The 20,332-nt window shown below is 51.3% G+C and carries 17 protein-coding genes; 4 read left to right on the top strand and 13 right to left on the bottom strand.

Going from position 1 to position 20,332, the window contains the following annotated elements; all coding sequences use genetic code 11:
* Positions 1 to 40: 40 nt before the first annotated feature.
* Positions 41 to 1,870: a DUF6044 family protein gene (locus NT073_RS06770; RefSeq protein WP_297370727.1), complete on the top strand. Its 1,830-nt coding sequence runs from the start codon at positions 41 to 43 to the stop codon at positions 1,868 to 1,870.
* Between the two features lie 18 nt (positions 1,871 to 1,888).
* On the opposite strand, the gene NT073_RS06765 is transcribed toward NT073_RS06770, so the two are convergent.
* Positions 1,889 to 3,145 carry an alpha/beta fold hydrolase gene (locus NT073_RS06765; RefSeq protein WP_297370724.1) on the bottom strand — a complete coding sequence of 419 codons (1,257 nt, stop codon included), beginning with the start codon at positions 3,143 to 3,145 and terminating at the stop codon, positions 1,889 to 1,891.
* A 328-nt stretch (positions 3,146 to 3,473) separates the two neighbouring features.
* Between NT073_RS06765 and NT073_RS06760 the strand changes: the two genes are divergently transcribed.
* On the top strand, positions 3,474 to 4,406 hold the full coding sequence (locus NT073_RS06760; RefSeq protein ID WP_297370721.1) for a sugar phosphate isomerase/epimerase family protein: 933 nt from the start codon (positions 3,474 to 3,476) through the stop codon (positions 4,404 to 4,406).
* 8 nt (positions 4,407 to 4,414) lie between these two features.
* Here the strand turns inward: NT073_RS06760 and NT073_RS06755 are convergent, their stop codons facing one another.
* The 8 genes from NT073_RS06755 to NT073_RS06720 all read right to left on the bottom strand — a co-directional run bounded on the left by NT073_RS06755 (position 4,415) and on the right by NT073_RS06720 (position 14,259).
* Positions 4,415 to 5,311 carry a LysR family transcriptional regulator gene (locus NT073_RS06755; RefSeq protein WP_297370718.1) on the bottom strand — a complete coding sequence of 299 codons (897 nt, stop codon included), beginning with the start codon at positions 5,309 to 5,311 and terminating at the stop codon, positions 4,415 to 4,417.
* A gap of 7 nt (positions 5,312 to 5,318) precedes the next feature.
* Complete coding sequence (locus tag NT073_RS06750; RefSeq protein WP_297370715.1) at positions 5,319 to 5,774, bottom strand: DsrE family protein; 456 nt, start codon at positions 5,772 to 5,774, stop codon at positions 5,319 to 5,321.
* Positions 5,775 to 5,885: 111 nt separating this feature from the next.
* Positions 5,886 to 6,806 (bottom strand): c-type cytochrome, encoded by a 921-nt coding sequence (locus NT073_RS06745; protein WP_297370713.1) that lies wholly within the window; start codon positions 6,804 to 6,806, stop codon positions 5,886 to 5,888.
* 2 nt (positions 6,807 to 6,808) lie between these two features.
* On the bottom strand, positions 6,809 to 10,456 hold the full coding sequence (locus NT073_RS06740; protein WP_297370710.1) for a M1 family aminopeptidase: 3,648 nt from the start codon (positions 10,454 to 10,456) through the stop codon (positions 6,809 to 6,811).
* Positions 10,457 to 10,512: 56 nt separating this feature from the next.
* The gene (locus NT073_RS06735; protein WP_297370707.1) at positions 10,513 to 10,872 is read right to left on the bottom strand and encodes a four helix bundle protein; all 360 of its coding nucleotides are present in this window, start codon (positions 10,870 to 10,872) and stop codon (positions 10,513 to 10,515) included.
* A gap of 88 nt (positions 10,873 to 10,960) precedes the next feature.
* A complete protein-coding gene (locus NT073_RS06730; RefSeq protein WP_297370703.1) occupies positions 10,961 to 11,860 on the bottom strand; it encodes an ABC transporter ATP-binding protein in 900 nt (299 codons plus the stop codon).
* 206 nt (positions 11,861 to 12,066) lie between these two features.
* The gene (locus NT073_RS06725) at positions 12,067 to 13,545 is read right to left on the bottom strand and encodes a M48 family metalloprotease (RefSeq protein WP_297370700.1); all 1,479 of its coding nucleotides are present in this window, start codon (positions 13,543 to 13,545) and stop codon (positions 12,067 to 12,069) included.
* Positions 13,546 to 13,746: 201 nt separating this feature from the next.
* A complete protein-coding gene (locus NT073_RS06720; RefSeq protein ID WP_297370697.1) occupies positions 13,747 to 14,259 on the bottom strand; it encodes a DUF2480 family protein in 513 nt (170 codons plus the stop codon).
* 145 nt (positions 14,260 to 14,404) lie between these two features.
* Between NT073_RS06720 and dnaN the strand changes: the two genes are divergently transcribed.
* Both dnaN and NT073_RS06710 read left to right on the top strand, forming a co-directional pair.
* Entirely contained in the window at positions 14,405 to 15,544 is a 1,140-nt protein-coding gene (gene dnaN, locus NT073_RS06715; protein ID WP_297370694.1) for a DNA polymerase III subunit beta, read from the top strand.
* Between the two features lie 114 nt (positions 15,545 to 15,658).
* Positions 15,659 to 16,882, top strand: coding sequence for a TCR/Tet family MFS transporter (locus tag NT073_RS06710; protein WP_297370691.1), 1,224 nt, complete (start codon positions 15,659 to 15,661; stop codon positions 16,880 to 16,882).
* A gap of 1 nt (position 16,883) precedes the next feature.
* Here NT073_RS06710 and NT073_RS06705 read toward each other — a convergent pair whose 3' ends face one another.
* From NT073_RS06705 to NT073_RS06690, 4 genes are all read right to left on the bottom strand, one after another.
* A complete protein-coding gene (locus NT073_RS06705; protein ID WP_297370689.1) occupies positions 16,884 to 18,377 on the bottom strand; it encodes a serine hydrolase in 1,494 nt (497 codons plus the stop codon).
* A 71-nt stretch (positions 18,378 to 18,448) separates the two neighbouring features.
* Positions 18,449 to 19,006 carry a YceI family protein gene (locus NT073_RS06700; RefSeq protein ID WP_297370686.1) on the bottom strand — a complete coding sequence of 186 codons (558 nt, stop codon included), beginning with the start codon at positions 19,004 to 19,006 and terminating at the stop codon, positions 18,449 to 18,451.
* 4 nt (positions 19,007 to 19,010) lie between these two features.
* On the bottom strand, positions 19,011 to 19,694 hold the full coding sequence (locus tag NT073_RS06695) for a hypothetical protein (RefSeq protein WP_297370683.1): 684 nt from the start codon (positions 19,692 to 19,694) through the stop codon (positions 19,011 to 19,013).
* An 85-nt stretch (positions 19,695 to 19,779) separates the two neighbouring features.
* Positions 19,780 to 20,295, bottom strand: coding sequence for a Rieske (2Fe-2S) protein (locus NT073_RS06690; protein WP_297370680.1), 516 nt, complete (start codon positions 20,293 to 20,295; stop codon positions 19,780 to 19,782).
* Between the last annotated feature and the right edge of the window lie 37 nt (positions 20,296 to 20,332).

Below are 20,332 nucleotides of genomic sequence, written 5' to 3'. Positions count from 1 at the left end.
CAGCGAATTTCAGTAGTTTCGCGGTTCATTTCAGTCCCCTATGCCACCTCGCTTCGCTACGACAAATCCCGAAAAAACGTATCTGTTCATTGCTGCCGGGTTGCTTATGCTGTACGTTTTCCCGTACGTATGGCTCGGCGAAGGTGCTCACCTGACTGTGCATGATAATCTGGACAGCGATTTTCTTTATTTGTACCTCCTCAAGCTCACCAATACCGCGTTCGACTTCAACCTCAGCACGGTTATTCCAAATATGATGAGCAGTGGCCCACATGCCGCTACTGCCTTCGGCGGAATTCCCCGGTCGGCGTTCCGGACGGGGCTTAATCTTGAAGTTCTCTCCTTTTATCTGGCAGCGCCCTACACCGCTCACGTCATCAATTTGGTGGCGGTTCATGGCATTGGCTTTCTGGGCATGTACCTGTTACTCAAAAAGTACGTCTTGCCCGAGTCGCACTGGGCGCTAGCGCGGGTAAGCGTCGCTTTCCTGTTTGCCCTCGTGCCTTGCTATATTGTACATGGGGCATCGGTAACGGGGCAACCGCTGTTGCTGTTTGCATTTTTGAATCTGTTGAACCGCCAGGGTCACTGGAGCAACTGGCTCATTATCGTCCTGTTTCCTTTTTACTCTTTTTTTGTTTGGGCAGGTTTGTTCATCTGCGTTGCGCTCGGGCTTATTGGCCTAGTGGTCATGCTTCGCGACCGGCAGATGAACTGGGACTATTGCAGTGGATTATTCCTGCTTTCGCTCCTTTATCTGGCCAGCGAATGGGAGTTGATCTACGGCTTTGTCAATGAAACGTATATCTCCCACCGGGTTGAGTTCAATTATGGTCGGCTGCGGTCTATGCAGCTAAAAAACAGCTGGCACCGCACCCGGAATTTATTCCTGTGGCCGATGTTTAACACAGGTGCCTTTCTGACACGGGGTATTTTTGCCGTAGCGATAGCGGGAGCGTATCAGGCGTTGCGAAAACGCGATTTCCGGTCGGCGAAGTGGCTGATTGGTTTACCGCTGCTGGCACTGCTCATCTGTCTGATTCACGCTTTTTACCATTACGTGGTCATGTGGCTGGGCGATAGTTCGCTGGGCATGAAGTTCCGGGTGTTTCAGTTCGACCGATTTTATTTTCTGCTGCCAACGCTCTGGTTCATCCTGTTTGCGCTGGCACTGCGCCAGTTTGAGGCTAATGGGCGATGGGTAAAGTTTTTTCTGGTGGCCCAACTCGTAACCATGATCGTGGCCAACAAAGAGTGGAGAATCAACGTGGGCAAAATGACGGGGCACGTTACCGAAGATGAGCATCCCTCGTTCCGGGCTTTCTTCGCCGAAAAACAGTTCGCGCAGTTGCGGAATTACATTGGCAAGCCACAATCCGACTATCGCGTCATTTGCCTTGGTATGCACCCGTCGGTGGCGCAGTTCAACGGATTTTATACGCTGGATAGTTACCAGAATAATTATCCCCTTCCCTACAAACACGCATTCCGAAAGATTATCGCTACAGAATTGGCGAAGGGGACGCCGAATATGCGCGCTTATTACGACGCCTACGCCTGCCGGACTTACCTTTACACGGCTGAGCTGGGCCTGAATTACCTGTTCGGCAAAACGCAGCACCCGCATCTGAAGCATTTACAGATCGATACGGACGCCCTGATGGCCTTAGGTGGTGAGTATGTGATTTCGGCGGTGCCTATTGATAACGCTGCCGAAAATCGACTCCACCTGGAAAGTATCTTCACCAACACGGAGAGCTACTGGAAGGTGTGGTTGTACAAGGTGATGCCGACGGGCGTTGAGCCTCAGGGCATAATGAGCGGTACACCGACCGACGTTACAAAGAAAATCCACGCTCTAAATACGTGAAGAGGGCATCCACGGTATTCATGTGGCTATACGACTGTTTCGGCTCTCAATCCATTGGCATATAGATTCCAACACACGGCTATCTTCATACAGTACACTGTGCATTAAAGGCCGGGCAACCAATGAATCACTGGTGGGTGGCTCCCAAAGCTGTACCCTCCAGGATCCTATTGGCGTAGACTCTGCTGTTACATCCAACAGAATATTTGCCAGCGCTATTTCCCAGCCAAAGGGCAGCAACAGAATAATTAACAAAAGACTTACTGGCCATGCCACAACTGCTCCGGGTAACTGAAAGAAAAATGTCACGCTTTCCTCCCGCCCGGTAAGTAAGCAATAAGCCGATGCTCCAATAAAAAATACCAACACTACTAACAAGTATATACCGGTAGAAAACCAATCGGACTGGCTACCGTATTCCCCATTTAAAATAACGTACAGCAATCCGGAGAAAACGATTATTGAAATTATCAGTGTGGTAACCAACCTTCGCTTCTGTTTAACCAACTTCACGGCAACACGTTCGGTCCACTCGTACAAATCAAATAATGTCGTATACAGACGTACACTCAAATGAGAAACGAACTGAAAAAGACTAAGTGCGCCGGAGGCCTCATCAGCAGGAGAACGCATAATGATAACTTTTTCCGGATCTATGGCTGGCGACGTTAAATCCTTTAATAGCCCATCGGCAAATTTTAGCCACCGCTGAGCTATAAAATACATTGGAAGACCTACAAGTAACGTTGCTAGACCCACTCCTACGGTTGCACGAACTCGGAAAGGAGAAATCCATGATGGTAAAATGCCGAACATAACTCCAGTCACTATAGCCACGACTAATCCGGCAGCTCCAGTAAAGTGCTTTCCCAAATCTCCTCCAAGATTGCGCTTGCGTGCCACAAGAAAAGGCGTTGCCAGGCATACGACTCCCGAAATCTGATCTTCAAGTGGCGTGCCTGAAATGGCATGTAGTGCCACATTTCCGCCATGGCTATGACATACCAGGTAGTGGTGGGCATCTTTATATGTTTCTACCTGGTCCGTAAGATGATCCCTTAAACGCTTCGATGCTTTCTGTCGGGCCGAATGTGTATTACCTCCGCTCCAGGTAAACGGAATAACCTGCGTAGTATCGCCAAAGTGTTTATGCAAAGCCCGGCACATAAGAGAGTCTGCCTGAATCCAGGGAGCGTGCGTTGCGAAGGTTCCATGGACTAATGTAATAACAGTCTGTACATCAGCCATGAGGATAGAATCATCAAGTGTTTCCATGGCTTATGATAGCTGGCACGGTTGGACTATGTTACCATGCAGGCGTTGCAAGTATTTTTAATCCAGAGACTTAAGCGAAAATATATAATTTTGAAGAGAGTTTACTAGCATTCCAGAAAAATGTTTCAGCCGACCAGACATGAGAAGATAAAATACAAAAAACAGGTAGTCATAGCTAGTTTCGCCGGGCCGCCGGATGGGGGAAGACTAAAGCTTTTGGCCGCATAGTTAGCCAGGTAAGTAGATAGAGCAATTTCACTGCCTTATACGAAAACCCATTCCTGGTTTCGGACAAACGTAAGCCGACAACCCTAGCTTTCCAGACCGTATGCCTACCCCCACTTCAGACCGACGAACTTTTCTCAGAACTGCTGCGGCTAGCCTGCCTTTTGCTGCATCAGCCGGAACGGTCTCTGCCCTGAGTGTAAGCAGTGGGGTAGCACATAAAGTGAACCCCATCCGGTTAAGCTGTAACCTGTATTCCTTCAACGAGCCGCTGATGAGTGGACAGATGACGCTCGAACAGGTGCTGATGTTCTGCGCCGATCTGGGTTTCGACGCCGTCGACCCAACGGGATACTATTTTCCAAAGTATCCGGCCTTACCAGACAATAGTTATGTCTATCAGATCAAGCGAAAAGCCTTTCGGCTGGGCCTCGATATCAGCGGAACGGGTGTACGAAATGACTTTACTCTGCCCGATACCACGCGCCTGAATGCAGAAATTGACCTGGTAAAGAAGTGGACAGGGGTAGCCGCCCGACTAGGAGCGCCGGTAATTCGTATCTTTTCGGGGACGGGCAAAGAACTGCCAACGAACTACAATCGAGATGACGTAACTACCCGGGTTGTCGATGCCATTCGGGAATGTACGGATTATGCAGCCAGGCAGGGCGTCATGCTTGTTTTACAGAATCACGCCGATTTTATTCAAACGGCCGATCATGTTCTGGACATTGTACGCCGGGTCAACTCCGAGTGGCTGGCCGTCAACCTCGACATTGGCAGCTTCAAAATTGGTGACCCATACGAGCAGATAGCGCGTGTAGCACCCTATGCCGCCACCTGGCAACTGAAGGAAAATCTGTTTGACGACGGTAAAGAAGAAGCAACCGATCTTAGCAAAATCATGCGTATCGTACACGATTCCGGCTATCGGGGGTACCTCCCCATCGAAACGCTTGGCAAAGGAGATCCGCGCGTCAAAGTGCCGGTGTTCTATGAAAAAGTTAAAAAAGCGCTAGCCACAATAACAGGCTAGGGCGTTTATCATCGGCGTTTGTAATGCTGGCGGGCAAACCGCATAAAGGTATCGGCCAGTCCTTCGCTTACGCCTTGTAGTTGAATGGAATATAAGTCCCGCTGAATGGAGAGATTCTGGACATCCAGAATTTTGAGACTCCCGGCCTGGAGTTCATGCTGCACCGCAAAAACCGATACAAACGCCATGCAACGAGAGCTGCCCAAATACGACTTTATACTTTCGGTATTACCCAGGTGCATGTCTATGGTCAGATCGGTAAGCTTTACGCCCACTCCCCGGAGTGCGTGTTCAACCACCTCCAGCGAACCGGACCCTCTTTCCCGAAGCACAATAGGAATCAGGCGCAGTTCATCCAGCGTAATCTCATCCCGATCGGCCAGGGGGTGATCGGCGCGGCAGATGAGAACTAGCTCGTCTTTGACGAAGGATGTGTACCGAATATCACTATGGTGCGTCCGGCCCTCCACCAGTCCCAGATCAATATCGTTATTCAGCAACAACTGTTCAATCTGCTCAGTATTCCCCGACACCAACGAGATCGCCACATCGGCCGATTGCTCCCGAAAGCGGGCCAGCACCGGCGGAATGACGTACTGCGCCACCGTTGTACTGGCCCCCACCCGCAGCATTCCCCCCGATTCACCTTTGAGGGCGTTCATATCGAACTCCAGTTGGCGGTAGGTAGCCATGATGGTTTCGGCATGGCGGAGCAGCACATTTCCGGCAGCGGTCAGACTAATCTGGTTCCCGCGCCTATCGAAGAGGGCTGTTCCGAACTGGTGTTCCAGTTCCTGAATGTGCTTGGTTACGGCGGGCTGCGTCACATAGAGTTCGGCAGCGGCTTTAGTAAAACTCAGCCGTTTGGCAACGGTATAAAAAACGTTCAGACGAAAGTCGAGCATAAATAAATTACGGGCGTATGATGGCCCAGCCGTCTTGTTGGCGGATAATCAGTTCGCCGTTGGCGGTGGGCACGTAACTGACAAAGGGAAACAGCTCATCGCGGCTGATTTTCCGCATCTTCATCGTGTTTTCGCACATGGCCAGAATAACGCCCTGCTTTTGCAGGTTCTGAATTTCCTTCTCGAAGAGAGGTTTGTCTTTTTTGTACACCGCAAAGGCCCCGCCATACACGACCAGTTCAATATCCAGCTTTCCCTTCAAACGAGGATCGTTCAATGAATTTTGAATGTTGGCCAAGGCGTGGTGAATAATAGACGTGTCGCCCGTGTTTAACTGATAAACAGCCCGATACCGGGATTTGGTGGCTTCGGCCCCGTGAAAGCTGCCATCAGCCGTTTGGGCCATAGCGGGCACCAGCGCACTCAGGAAAGCCAGAACGAACAGGTAGTTGAATTTTTTCATGATTGCTGGTTTTAAGGGGGCTATTTTATTAGGTGTTGATGGGGGTTGGGAGAAGAGAATGTTGGATAGTTGGCAGATGGTCAAACGCCAATCATCCAACATGCTGTAAAGCTACTTTACTTTTCGCGCATCGGCAATGGGCTGAAAGGGGCCGAACTTATGCTGCCGCTCACTGAACCCATCGGCGTAGGGACCAAGCGGAAAATCGACGGGCTTGCTGGCAAGTATGGGCCAGTCTTTCGACTGGTCTTTGTGCGGGCGGGGCATGGCATTCACAAAGGCGGCTACGTCCCAGGCTTCTTCGTCGGTCAGTTGTGGGTTCTCATAATTTGCCCCAAAGGGCATGTTGTTTTTAACATAGCCCGCAAAGCCCGACAAGCGATACAACCCGGCTCCGTCGTTATAGCTGTGTAGTCCCCACATAGGCGGATACACATACTCCGACGCGCCAGCGACTTTCGTTCCTTCGCCATGTTTACCGTGGCAAACCTGACACTTTGCTACATACACCATGCGGCCCTTCGTCGAATCGGCGGCACGGTCGAGGTAAGGTAGTTTGGCAAGGCCAACGCCATCGGGCCGTTTGCCTCTGGGCACATCCGTTCCCAGCCATTGAATATAGGCAACGATGGCTTTCATCTCCCGGCTGGTGCTGTCCGGCGCCTTACCACCCAGACTCCGTTCGAAACAATCCGACACTCGTTTCACAATCGTCTCGACCGAACCGGAACGCTCCCGAAATCTGGGATAGGTCGAGTAGACGGCCGAGTAGTTATTCCCCAGCACTTTCGTACCCGCTGCGAGATGGCAATTCTGGCAGTTCATGCCATTAGACAGGTGCTTCACTGACCCTTTCGGACCGAGGTATTTGGCCGTATGGGCAATCAACTCCCGGCCATAGCGAATTTGCTGTCCCTGTACCCCAGTGGGTATCTGGCTGTCATCGGGAGGATGCCAATAGTCGAGGGGACTTAGTGAAAAGAGACTAACTATAAAACTAAGTTTAGCACAAGTTATAAACCAATTCTTCATCGTTACGGCATATCCACTTTTACCAGGTTATCGTCTGAAACTCGGTCGATCAGTTTGTTGTAGGGGTCGATACCGGCCTTCACAGGTTTGCCTTTTACAGTTACCTCAATCACGTGCTCACCGGGGGATAAACTGCGTTTCTGGAGCAGCAGCGGCACTTTGGTGGTTAAGCCGTCTTTATTCTTGCCATCGTCGGTCAGTACAGCAATATCGGCAATGACGGGGCCTTTTCCTTTACTGATCTCCTTTCCGGCCTTATCGTAGTATTCTGTTGCCGTTTTTACGTGCAGCGTAACGCGGTACTGCCCGTTGCCAATGGATTTGGCTTCGGCTTTGGTGATGCGGTTGTCGTACAGCGTGAGTTTCTCGAAGTTATCCGTCAGCCAGGGTTTGAGCGAATCGGGGGTGGCGGCTTTCAGGAAACCGTACCATTCAAGCGAGGTCGTAAAGGGGGCTTTCTGACGAAAACGGGCCGCTTTCATGTAGTCGTTCATGGCCTTGTTTACCCGGTCTTCGCCAATATAATCCTGCAAGGCGTACATGAGCATCGACCCTTTCCGGTACCAGACGTACGCGCGGGTGTCGTTATCGAGCATGTTGGCTTCGAACTTGTCTTCATTGGCCCGACCGCGCAGGTAGCTGTCCAGACTATACTTCAGGAATTTTGGCATAGCATCGGCCCCGTACCGCTGCTTGAGTACCATCAGCGCCGAGTATTCGGCCATTGTTTCAGAAATCTGGTTGGCTCCGCGTGTCCGGCTGGGCATGATCTGGTGGCCCCACCACTGGTGAGCCACTTCGTGAGCCGTTACGTAGTACGCGTAGTCCGTTTTGTTGGGATCGTGAAAATCACCCACCCAGCCAAACTCTTCCGAATACGGAACTGTAGTAGGAAACGACTGCGCGAAGGAAGCGTAGCGGGGAAACTCCAGCACCCGTAGTACCGGGTATGGGTAGGGCGCAAAGTTTTTGGTGTAGTACGTCAGTGATGCCTTCATACTGGCCATGAACCGGTCTAGATTTTTGTCGTGGCCGGGGTGATGATAGATTTCCAGCGCCACAGTTTGCCCATCGGCCCCGGTCCATTTATCCCGTTTGACGCCGTATTTCGCCGAACACATACTGAAAAAATAGTCTGAGAAACCGGGGAGTTTATACTGGAAGTATTTGCGGGGCTTACCATCCGGCCCAGCCTTCGTCCAGGTTTTCAGCAACTCGCCGGGCATAATCGCTGTTTGGTCGGGTGAGGTCGAGATGGTGCCTTCAAACGTGACCCAGTCGGCATCGTCGGTGAAGAGAAAATCGCGTAGGCCTCGCGGATCGTTCTGCGCGGGTGCTGTCCATTCTTTTATCGGCAGGTTGTATTTTTTGCGGTATTTATCGCTGCTCAACTCGGCATCCTGATTGTAGCCGAAGGCCGGAAATATGCCCACGTTGAAGAACGTACCGTTAGCCACCACATCGCGGCTGTCGCCACCATTGGGAAATCCGAGGTATTCACCCATAACGTCCATATCCAGATGGGCCGTGTCGCCCGGATTCATCCGTTTGGGTAATCGGTAGATGTAGTAGCCCTGTTCGGTATCATTGACGAGCAGACTCGGTGCTTTTCCATCGACTAAAAACCGGGTGAGTTTCCGATGGAAATTATCAGTTGGAATGGTCAGATGCAGGGAATCGATGGGCTGATCGCCTTTGTTAACTATCAGGAATGCACCCGTCGCCACGGCTTTAAACTCGTCGGGGTAAACGTCGACGTTTACTTTGGCGCTGGTAATTTTGGGCTGTAGTACATTCGCGTATTTGTGGTATTTTTTTTCAACTGACGCCTGCTGCTCCCGTTGTTCATCAATGGTATAATAGCGATTTTTCACGCTCACGTTGGTGTAAATCCAGGCACCCATGCTCACGAATGCCAGCAGCAGCACCGCAAACAAGGCTATCGACCCGCGCCCCATGCGTTGCCGGGCCAGTTGCCAGCGCGCCTTGAAACTGGTATCGGCACCCCGATTCCAGAACCACAGGGCCAGCACCAGCAATATTCCCCCAAAGGCATACCAATAAAGCCGGAACGACGCAATACTGGCCAAATAATGCCCAAACCCGTTCATATCCGAAATCTGAACACCACCACCCGAAAACGGAATCGCCAGCTTGTAATTGAAATCGGCAAACTGGGGTACGGCCCAAATCACGATGTAAACTGCCAGCGTAACGATGTGCCCCACAAACTTCTGGTTAACCATCGTGTGCACAAAAAACGCCAGCATGACTAACTGAAAATACTGGGTGAAGGCAATGCCCAGCAGATCGCGGAAATAGAGCGAAAACTCGTAATTGAAGTACCCTTTTACCGTCTGATTCAATACACCCGATACCAGGATAAGTCCGCAGAGCAGCAGGCAGATGTAGATCATCGACAGCAGCTTGGCCCCGTAATTCATCCAGTCGGGTACGGGCAGGGCATCGGCAATGGTATCGTAGTGAACGACCTTATCGCGGTGAACAACTTCGCCCGTGTAGAAGATAATAACAATGAGTACGAAGAAAAAGAAGGTGCCATTGCGGGCTTCGAGCATGGCGTAGGTCGTTGGCAGCGAGGGCGTACCATAGGTTTCAACGCCGAACCAGCCATCCAGGAATAAGAATAGGATAGCCCCGAGCAAAATGGCAATGAAATACGGATCGCGGACAATGTTGGCGAACTCGATACGGGCCTGCCGGAACATCTGCCGGACATACGTACCCGACCGAAAAACGGGCGTAGTTACGGGCAGACTTGCCAGCGATGGAACGCCTTTGCCCACAACATCGTCTTTCTGCGCCTTGCCGAGTTTAACAGCCAGAAAACGGGAAAAGTCGAACCGGAACAGGGTTACTAAAAAGACAAGCAGCGCCACCCCGAACCATATAAGCCGGTTGGTCAGCAAGTCGCCTTCCAGCGGGGCCAACAGTACGTTCTGCTCCACCGGCGACCAGTATTTGGTGGCGGCATCGTAGGCATAGGTACCAAAGGGGTCCATTAAATTAACGAGCTGTTTATTCTCAATATCCTGCGACAGCGTGGAGCCCAGCAGGTAAGCAATAAAGAGAAGAATACTCCCGGCATAAGTGGCAAACACCTGCCGTGAAAAGGCCACAAGTGCAAAGAAAATGCTGCCTACCAGGAACATATTCGGCACAACGAACAGCAGAAACGGATAGGCGTAGTCGCGGAACCGAAGCGGCCCGAAGCGTTCGGTATTGTCGGCCAGATTGAAGATAGGCCCGAGCAACGAACCGATCACGATGCCCAGCATCCCGACGGCCATAATGCCCAGCAACACGACAAACGAACCCAGGTAACGCCCCAGGACGTAACCTTTCTCAGTGATAGGGAAGGTAAAAAAGTAGTTTTTCGTGTTGTGCTCGATGTCACGGTAGACCGGCACGCCCATGACGGCGGAGGCAACCAGCATCCCGATGATGGTCATGACAACCACAAACTGGCTGATGGCGTAGGGTGAGTTGATATTCGTTTTCTCCGACGCCGGTCCGTTGCCGTAGATGACGAAGAGAAATGTAAAGAGGAACAGAATCAGGGCATACAGGTAGGTAGCGGGTCGTTTGAGCCGGTACGCCAGTTCGAATGTAAAGATTTCGGGAAACATGGGGGTTACGAGGAGTTAGGAGTTGTGAGCGAGAAGTGAGGAGATATTCGTGCCACCTAACGCTGGTTGTTCATAGCCGTGTAATAGGCGTTTAACATACGCGCTATCTCTTCCAGATCAGTTTGTAACGCTTCGGTGTTAGCGTACTCCAAGTCATGGGCCAGAATTAGATAACAGAGCGACTCATCCAGGGAGCCCTGCGCTGTATTTAAAAATATGGCCTTGTCCGGTAAGGTTCGCTTACGGTAAGCCTCAGCTATGTTTCCGGAAACCGAAACGGCGCTGCGTTTAAGTTGAGAAGTTAATCCAAACAACTCCTCTTTCGGAAACAGCTTTGTAAGCTTATATATGTCCAGAACAAATCGATGCGACTTTTGCCAGACGACCAGCTCTTTGAAATGCTTCGTTTTTTCCATTTGTTACAAGTTTTGACGGGTGGTCAATCTAATTAGTTACTTATATGTAAGTAATCTGGAGTATCACTCCGCTACTAACTTCCAACGTCTAAACAGTGACCCCTTCCATCTTCTCCGTAATCTTGGCGAAGTACACATCTTCCAGGTCGGGCGTAACGGGGTCGAAGCCGGATAACGGCAAATCACTGTACGCATGGAGCCGGGTTTTGCCGCCTTTGAGCTGGGTTGAAATGATGCGGTGCTGCTGGCGGTACGTTTCTATTTCCGATTTTTCGACGGATATCTGCCAGATTTTCCCCTTAAGATCACTGACCAGATCATTTGGATTCCCGGCGGCAACTACTTCGCCGAGGCAGATGATGGCCATGTCGGAACACAGGTTCGTGACATCTTCTACAATGTGGGTCGACAAGATAACAATGGTATTTTCGCCTATTTCCGACAGCAGGTTGTGGAAGCGGTTTCGCTCGGCGGGGTCGAGTCCGGCGGTAGGTTCATCGACGATTATGAGCTGGGGATTACCGATCAGTGCCTGGGCAATGCCAAACCGCTGTTTCATACCACCCGAAAAGGTGCCGAGGTTCTTCTTGCGAACCTGATACAGGTTCACCTTTTGCAACAGCCCTTCTACAATGGCTTTGCGCTGGCGACTATCGGCGACGCCTTTAAGCGTAGCGATGTGGTCGAGCATAGTCTCCGCCGTAACGCGCGGATACACGCCAAATTCCTGTGGCAGATAGCCCAATACCCGACGCACTGCGTCTTTTTGTGTTAGCACGTTTAAGTCTTCACCACCTATTCCCGTCAGTCGAACAGAGCCGCTATCGGCTTCCTGGAGCGTCGCAATGGTACGCATCAGGCTCGATTTGCCCGCACCGTTTGGACCGAGCAGGCCGAACATACCTTGTGAAATAGTCAGGTTGACGCCTTTCAAGGCCCGGACGCCGTTGGAATAGGTCTTTGTCAGATTTTCTATTTTGAGTTGCATACTGGATACGATTAGGTATTTGGCATAAAGGAATATTCGACAAATAAGTTAAAACTAACTGAAAGCCAAAGCCAAACCTGCGCGGATGGTCATTATTCGGTTCTAAAGGCATAAAAAAAGCTCTACTATGCGTAGAGCTTTTTTCTTTGCAGATAAGCTAGTTGCTAGTTGTACCTACGGGTTTCAACCCGTAAGTACGTATAAATTTATCGACCGATAATCTTGACCAGCGAACCACGGGTTACCCGATCATCGGCTTTAAGCCCATTGAGTACACCTAATTCCTCTACACGACTAGTGGGCGCACCTAAGGCAGTCACTACATCCCGAAATGAACCATCGCGCGGGGCTGTCTTGACAAAAACGCGTTCCGGTTTCCGGTTGAGCTTATCCGAATCGGTGAGGGAACGAAAATTTCCTGCGACCTGCTTGAACGTCCCGAACGAATTGCTGAAATCGGCTCCACTGGACAGACCATGCAGCGCATAAACGGCATTATTATACTGAATCAGCCAGGTACCGATCTGGAGGGCCGTTTTGGGATCCTGCTGTTGCTGCGGCTGGCCCTGCTGCTGTTGTTGCTGCTGTCGTGAAATAAGCACATAGGCCGGGTTACCATTAATAGTTGTTTTACTATTCTCCAGCACGTTGAGGCTCAACTCTTTCACCAGATTCTGGGCGGCTTCATCCAGCGAATTGCCTTTAGCCAACATCAGGATCATGGCTGATTTCCCGTCCTTTGCGGCCATTTGAAACTGGCTCGGCGAGTTTTGCGACTGCCAGCCACTCGGTACCGGAAACTGAAAACGTAATTCAGGATGGTAGAACTGCCCGTTTTCAACAAAGCCCTGCTTCGGGTCTTCGCCATACATGATGCCATCAATAAGCCGCAGATAGCGATCCCGATCTACCTGGTAATTCGCCGGGTTTTTAGCCTGATACTCTTTGGCCAGTTCGTGAACCCGCGTATAGCGATTGCCGGGATCGGGGTGGGTCGACATAAATTGCGGCACGGCCTGCCCCGAACTCTCCGAAATGCGTTTAAGTGTGTTGAAGAAATCGGCCATCTGGTTGGCGTCGTAGCCAATCTTGCTGGAATATTCAACGCCGAGCTTATCGGACTCCGACTCATGGTCGCGGCTGTATTTCAGCGATAATAGGCCCAGCCCTTGCTGGAGGGCTTCCATGTTCTGACCAACAACCTGTGGAGCCAGCACGGCCCCACCAATGAGAGCAATGGTACTAAGTAATTGGCTTTTCTGCGAACGGGCCGCGTGGCGGGCGGTGATGTGGCCAATCTCATGACCTAGCACCCCGGCAAACTCGGCTTCGTTGTTGAAGTGCGCCAGAATACCCCGCGTAAAATAAACATAACCGCCGGGTACGGCAAAGGCATTGACAATAGGAGAATCGACGATGTAGAACTGGTAAGGCAGATCAGGCCGGTGTGATATCTTAGCCATGGCTTTACCCTTCTCGTTCATAAACGCCTGAAGGGTCTTATTTTCATACAACCCCATTGTCGCCACGACTGACGGGTGCGACTCTTTCCCAAGGGCAATTTCCTGCTCGGTCGACATCAGGCTTATTTCGCGCTTTCCCGTAACAGGGTTACGCGCACAACCTGAAACCGCAAGCAGGAAAATAAGAAAGCCAAATCGGCAGGTAAACATAAACTTGTTCATTCGTAGTGTAATTTAGGTGAAGATGGCCTACGCATTCAAATGGTAATCCCATGCGAATTAATAGTATACTTCCCATAAACCACGAACAACGCATACTTTGTTTTAATGTGGCTTTAATGCCCAAGCAGACGCGGGGAAGCGTATGGCTGGCGCGGGCATTTGCCGCACCAGCCATACGCTTCCCCGCGTCTGCTCACTACCCTACACTTTCGGACGTTTGTACAACGGCACCGTGCTACATGGCTCACCGAAGAGCAGGCTCTGGGCAACGGGGCGAAGTACGCGCGTGATCTCGACGTAGGCCGCAGTAGGCACGGGCACTTTAGAACACCCTTTTATGACTACACGGGCATTCTGGTAATCTTCAGGATTGATTTTTGCAATGGCATCGTAATACAGTTTTTCTTCCAGATCGGACAGACTGCCGAAGACGATGGTATTGGCAAATGGCTGCAGCTGAAGGGTCAGCAGCATATAGGCCCAGGTAGGTACGATGGCATCTTCCGTGCAGGTGATGGCCACATTTTTACCCGCATACTGGCTCCAGTCATGCTCTTTCAAAAAAGCCCGAAAGTCTTTCTCTTTCAGAATTAGCCCCATATACAGGTTGTCTTTCAGATCGTAAACAACCCGCTCACCGGGGTGATAGTATTCTTCTAAATCAAGCGTAACAAGGCCGCTATTGGCGACGCGATTAACAATTTCAGCTTCCATAGTTCTACCGATAATACCCCCTAAACAGCCGTTCGCACCCAGCCGTTCCGCGCTACCTACCGTTTGAAAATAACCACCTTAAGACTCGGTTATTTTTGCTACTTTTGTTCTTATATAAACAACACATCCTTTAGACATTTCGTACATGAAATTTATAGTTTCCTCGTCTGTCCTGCTAAAAAATCTGCAGCATATTAACGGCGTCGTGGCAACGAATCCGATTGTCCCTATCCTCGAAAATTTCCTCTTTCGCATCGACGTTGGGGATGGCTTAACGGGGGGTACACTCACCGTAACGGCGTCGGATCTGCAAACCACCATGACAACGCAGATTCCGGTCGAAGCCAGCGAGAGCGGGTCCATTGCCATTCCGGCGAAACTACTGCTGGATACGCTCCGCAGCCTGCCTGAGCAACCCGTTACCGTCAACATCGACACCGACACATTCGGCACCGAAATCCTGACCGACAACGGCCGCTACAAACTCTCCGGCGAAAACCCCATCGACTTCCCAAAACTACCGACGGTGAACAAAAACATGTCGGTCGATATGACGTCGGATGTGTTGCTGAGCGCTATCAATAACACCGTTTTCGCCACCAGCACCGACGACTTGCGTCCGGCCATGACGGGCGTATTGCTGCAACTAAACGACGACAATGCCACGTTCGTAGCCACGGACGGCCACCGGCTCATTCGGTATCGACGGACCGATCTAAATGCATCGGCCAGCACGTCGATCATCATCCCACGCAAGGCCCTGCAACTGCTGAAGGCATCGCTGCCCGAAAACGTGCCGGTTACGGCCGAGTTCAGTCAGGCTAATGCGTCATTCACCTTCGGGCCAACGCAGCTGATCTGCCGCCTGATCGACGAGCGTTTCCCCGACTACGAAAACGCCATTCCGACCAACAACCCCAACGTGATGACCATTGGTCGTACGGATCTGCTCAACTCGCTCAAGCGGATTATGATTTACGCCAACCGCACCACGCACCAGATTCGGCTGTCGTTGAAAACGAATTCGCTAACTATCTCAGCCGAAGACCTCGATTACTCCAACGAAGCCAACGAGAAACTCCTCTGCGATTACGAAGGCGATGCGATGGAAATCGGGTTTAACGCCAAACTGATGGCCGAAGTACTGAGCAACCTGAGCGCCAAGATGATTTCGCTCGAAATGTCGGCACCGAACCGCGCTGGCTTGCTCATCCCCGCCGACAAAGAAGAGGATGAGGACATCCTAATGCTGGTGATGCCCGTAATGCTGAACACATACGCTTAGTTTTTTTAAGGAGCGAGGAGTTAGGAGCGAGGAGTTAGGAGGGCTGAAGCGAAAGCAATACATGCATCAGCCCTCCTAACTCCTCGCTCCTAACTCCTCGCTCCTCCCTTTCTTATGTCCTCCAAACGTACGGCTCCGGCCCTGGTTTTCATCTTCATTACGCTCCTTATTGATGTTACGGGTCTGGGGATTATCATTCCGGTTTTCCCAAAACTGATTGAACAGCTTATTCACGGCAACATTAGTCAGGCGGCAAGCTGGGGCGGCTGGCTGTCCTTTTCGTATGCCGCCATGCAGTTTCTCTTTTCGCCGATTCTGGGCGGGCTGAGTGATCGGTTTGGGCGTCGGCCGGTGTTATTGTTCTCGCTGTTTGGCTTTGGACTCGACTACATTCTTCAGGGTTTTGCACCTACCATCGAATGGCTCTTTGTCGGGCGACTGCTGGCGGGTGTTACCGGAGCTAGTTTCACGACGGCCACGGCCTATATTGCCGACATCAGTACGCCCGAAAAGCGAGCCCAGAACTTCGGACTTATTGGAGCCGCCTTTGGCGTTGGCTTTATCCTTGGCCCGGCAGCGGGGGGCTTTCTGGGTCAATACGGCCCTCGGGTGCCGTTCTTCGTAGCCGCCGGACTGACAATGGTCAACTTCCTCTACGGCTTTTTTATCCTGCCTGAATCACTAGCCCCCGAAAACCGGCGTCCTTTCAACTGGCGACGTGCCAACCCCATTGGCTCGCTTAAGCGGCTTGGCAAATACCCGGTCATTCTCGGTCTGGTGGCCTCCTTGGTGCTGGTATATATTGCCGGATTTGCGGTACAGGGTACTTGGACGTTCTACTCCATGGAGAAATTCAAATGGGACGAAAAAACTGTTGGCCTCTCGCTGGCCGCTATTGGACTCTCCTTTGCCATTGTACAGGGCGGGCTAAGTCGAATCATCATCCCGAAACTGGGGCCGCAGCGCTCGGTTTACGTTGGCTTGTTGTTCAGTGCCATTGGTTTTTTACTATTTGCCATTGCTACCCAAAGCTGGATGATGTTTGCCTTTATGATGGTGTATGCCATGGGTGGTATTGCCGGACCATCCATCCAGGGTATTATCTCGAATCAGGTACCCGCTAATGAGCAGGGTGAATTGCAGGGAGCACTCACCAGCCTGACCAGTACGACCTCTATTTTCGGGCCACTCATTATGACGAATCTGTTCTCGTTTTTCACCTCACCGGCGGCACCGGTCTACCTGCCTGGAGCACCGTTCTATCTGGCTTCAGTGCTGGTCATTATCAGCGCTATCCTGTCGCGACGCGGTCTGAACCGGAGCCTTTCGGCTGATTGATTTACTCTTTCCGGAATTCCATTCCGTCAAAAATCAGTAATTCGATACGGCCCGATGCGCCTACGTTAAACCGCGCTTTCGCTTTGCCGTACCAGGCTTTCTGATAGGGCCCGTAAAATACATCGTACTGCCAGTGTGCCAGGGTGGCGTTCAGTGTATTATCGTTGATGTTCACAACTAACCGATTGCCCGAAACGCTCACATTGGCCTTTCCATAAAGGGGACTGCTGTATTCTCCGGCATACTCGTTCAATGGCAGCATTGGCGTAGTGTTCGGCACCCGTTTGGCATCAGCGTCTGCCTTTGCTTTCCTATCTTGCTGCTTAATTTTCGAATAAAGCGCCTTAACTTCAGCACTCCAGTCGCGGGTGCCGCCCAGCGCAAACCAGTCGAACGCTTTATACATGAGCGCGTGGCGAACTTCGGCATGGTCATAATTTCCGAAGATAAAGACCCCTAGTTTTTCGTCCGGCAACTGCCCGGTTATAGCTGTAAGCCCCGAGAGACTACCCGTATGGAAATTCACTTTCCGGCCCTTGTAGTCATGCTGATACCAGCCAAGGCCATAGGTTCGCCAGTTGGGCTTTAGAAGTTGCATAGTTGGGTATTCGTCTTCCGGAAAAAAGGTTTGGGGCGTAAAAATCTCGGCCCAGGTTTGGGGCTTCAGCAAACGGCCACCATTATACTTACTGCTGTCGAGCATGCAGATGACCCACTTACTGATGTCATCGGCCGACGACCAGACCGCCCCCGCTGAACCCACCTCACTATCGGCCCCATAGTCGATTACCGTAATGGTGTCGTTGATATTATAGTGAGGTTTTGTGACGTTGCTATCCGTTATATAGCCACGCTTGGGAGCCGTGCGGGTCATGCCCAGCGGCAGAAAAATCCGCTCGCTGATGGCTTCGGCCCAGGTTTTCCCTTCGATCCGTTCAATAATGCGGCCAGCGGCCGAGTAGAAGGTATTTTGGTAGGCAAATCCAGCCCGGAAAGGATAGCTCGGCTTCACCAACTCCATCCGCCGGAACATCTCATTGACGGAGATCGTCATGGCTCCCGTCATGAAATCGGTGCTACCAACGCCGGTATCATGAATGAGCAGATCCCGAATTCGCAGCGACTGCGTCACATACGGATCATAGAGTTTGAGTTCGGGCAGGTATCTGGAAACGGGGTCATCCCAGGCAATTTTACCTTCATCGACCAGTATACCCATAAGCGCAACGGTCATGGCCTTGGTCGTCGATGCACAGGCAAACAGCGTTTGGGTATCTACGCGTTCGGGCTTGCCCAGTTCACGCACGCCATACCCTTTCTTGAAAATGACCTTATTGTTTTTGACGACTGTAATGGACAGTCCCGGCACGTGCCAGTCTTTACGGGCAGCTTCTACATAGGCATCAAATGCCTGGATCCGTTGGGAGGAAAGCTGCTTTTGCGCAAAAGCAGTAAACGTGGTACTGGCAAAAATCAGCAGAAGCAGGTTCCTCATGAAAAGCCCGGAATACATTGCGTAGCCAAGACTGCTTTAGTAAACAGACCAGCCTTGACTACGCAATATATTCACAAAGGAAATACGACATTGAACTTAAGGAGCATTGCATCCTCGGTTTTCAGGCCCATCAGCGATGGTCGTTCAATATTGTGGTCGCTCATATTGACGGGAAACTCGCCCGTAAGCGTCATTTTACCGCCCGCGTCTTTACGGGTTGCCAGTAAGGTAGCGGGTTTGGCAACCCCATGAAATGTGAGGGTACCTTTGGCCACTATGGCCCCGTTTTCACCCGGCTTTATGTCGGAACTGACGAAGGTTACATTCGGAAACTTCAACCCATCCAGTACTTCGATAGCGTGCGAATCGCGGTTGTTGTTATCACTATCGAACGAGGCTACTTTCAGGGAGACGGCCACCGTTTCGGGCTGTTTGGTCTCGTCGTTGTAAATAACGGCACAATTAACGTCGTGGCTCACCCCATCCCATTTATGCAACGGGTGTTTAGCCGAGTAGGTTACCGTCGACAGGGCTTTATCTGCCACCAGCTTTCGTTTGGCCATGGGGCTGACAAAGGCACACAGAAGCCCGATAGCCAGCCAGCAGCTATACTTGATTGTGTTGTTCATGATCTTAGAAAGTTAGGGCAAGAACCGAAGCTGCATACGCGCCGAAGGTAGTATAAGCAGCCGCCCGGTGATAGGGTTTGAGCGATGAGTTACCGTCAATCATTTGAGCCAGCACGTTGGTAGCCACCATACCCGTTAGGTGAACGATAGCCAGGTATTTATGCAGTTTAATGGATGTAAACCCTTTACGGGCACCCACAACCGGCGGGGGAGCCGTTAACGAGAGCAACAGCGTAGTGCCGTAGGTAACATTGATAAACGCAGCCGAACGCTCGTGCCACTTTTTTGTGTCGACGTAGTCCTGCCCCTTGGCGTTGTATAGTTTAGCGCCGATAAGGCCCTGTGCAATAAACCCCGCCAGGGTCACGAAACCACCAATCTGGTGCGCTACCAGCATCGTCCGGCGAACTTTCAACTCATGGGCACGACCTTCAGACGTCAGGGGTGCCACGTTCATGGATCGCAGTAACCCTTTTGGCCCCCAGAATGCTCGCTGGGTGAATATCATTTTATGCGGCAATAACTCAGTTTTTGCTTCCGTCGAGTCGCTTAAACCAGCCAGCAAGTCAGCCGCCGAAGCGTCCGTTTGGGGGGCTATCGTTGTATCGCGACGAACAGTTGTCGAATCCTGAGCCCAAAGAGAATTTATTCCCAGCCACATCAGCAAGGCAAAACAAACATATTTCATCCGCTACGATTTATCGGTTAGTAATTAGTCGGCACACCGCATGGCCTGCTTTTCACGAGTTGATATACGCTTATTATCAGGTCACCTAGGCAGTAACGGTGAGCGAATTTCCATCGGCACTCAGGGCTGTTTTATACTGCGTCAGCGGCCGGGATGCCGGACCCACTTCGACGGCACCGGTAGTACTAAATTCGGAGCCATGGTTTGAGCAGAAGAAATCGTTCTGAGCTGACCGATATTGCACGTCGGTACCTTCGTGGGTACACGTTTTAGACAGGGCAACGTACTGTCCGGCGGCTGTTCTTGCCACAATCAGATTACCAACCAGCACATACTGCCCGGCGGTTTTGAGCTTGCTGAAATTTGCATCGGCAAGGCTCAGGGTGAAGTTAATGGCGCCTTTAGATACCTCGGCATTACCCGTTATGCCCGTGCTGGGTAATGGAGTAGTTGAAGGCGTAGGATCATCGCTACCCTTCGATGAGCAGGAGCTCAGGGTGGTTCCCATGCAGTAAAAGGCCATCAGGGCTGCACTACTCATACCCAGACTACGAATAAATTCCCCACGATTCATCTGGTCGGCTGTTGGATTGCTTTTCATTGGTTGTCCTTTTATTTATTTCGTGTAATAACAATAA

It is taken from the genome of Spirosoma sp. (assembly GCF_026391055.1).
Taxonomy (GTDB): domain Bacteria; phylum Bacteroidota; class Bacteroidia; order Cytophagales; family Spirosomataceae; genus Spirosoma.
Note: the sequence above shows the minus strand (reverse complement) of the source record. Positions and strands in the feature narration are given on the sequence as shown.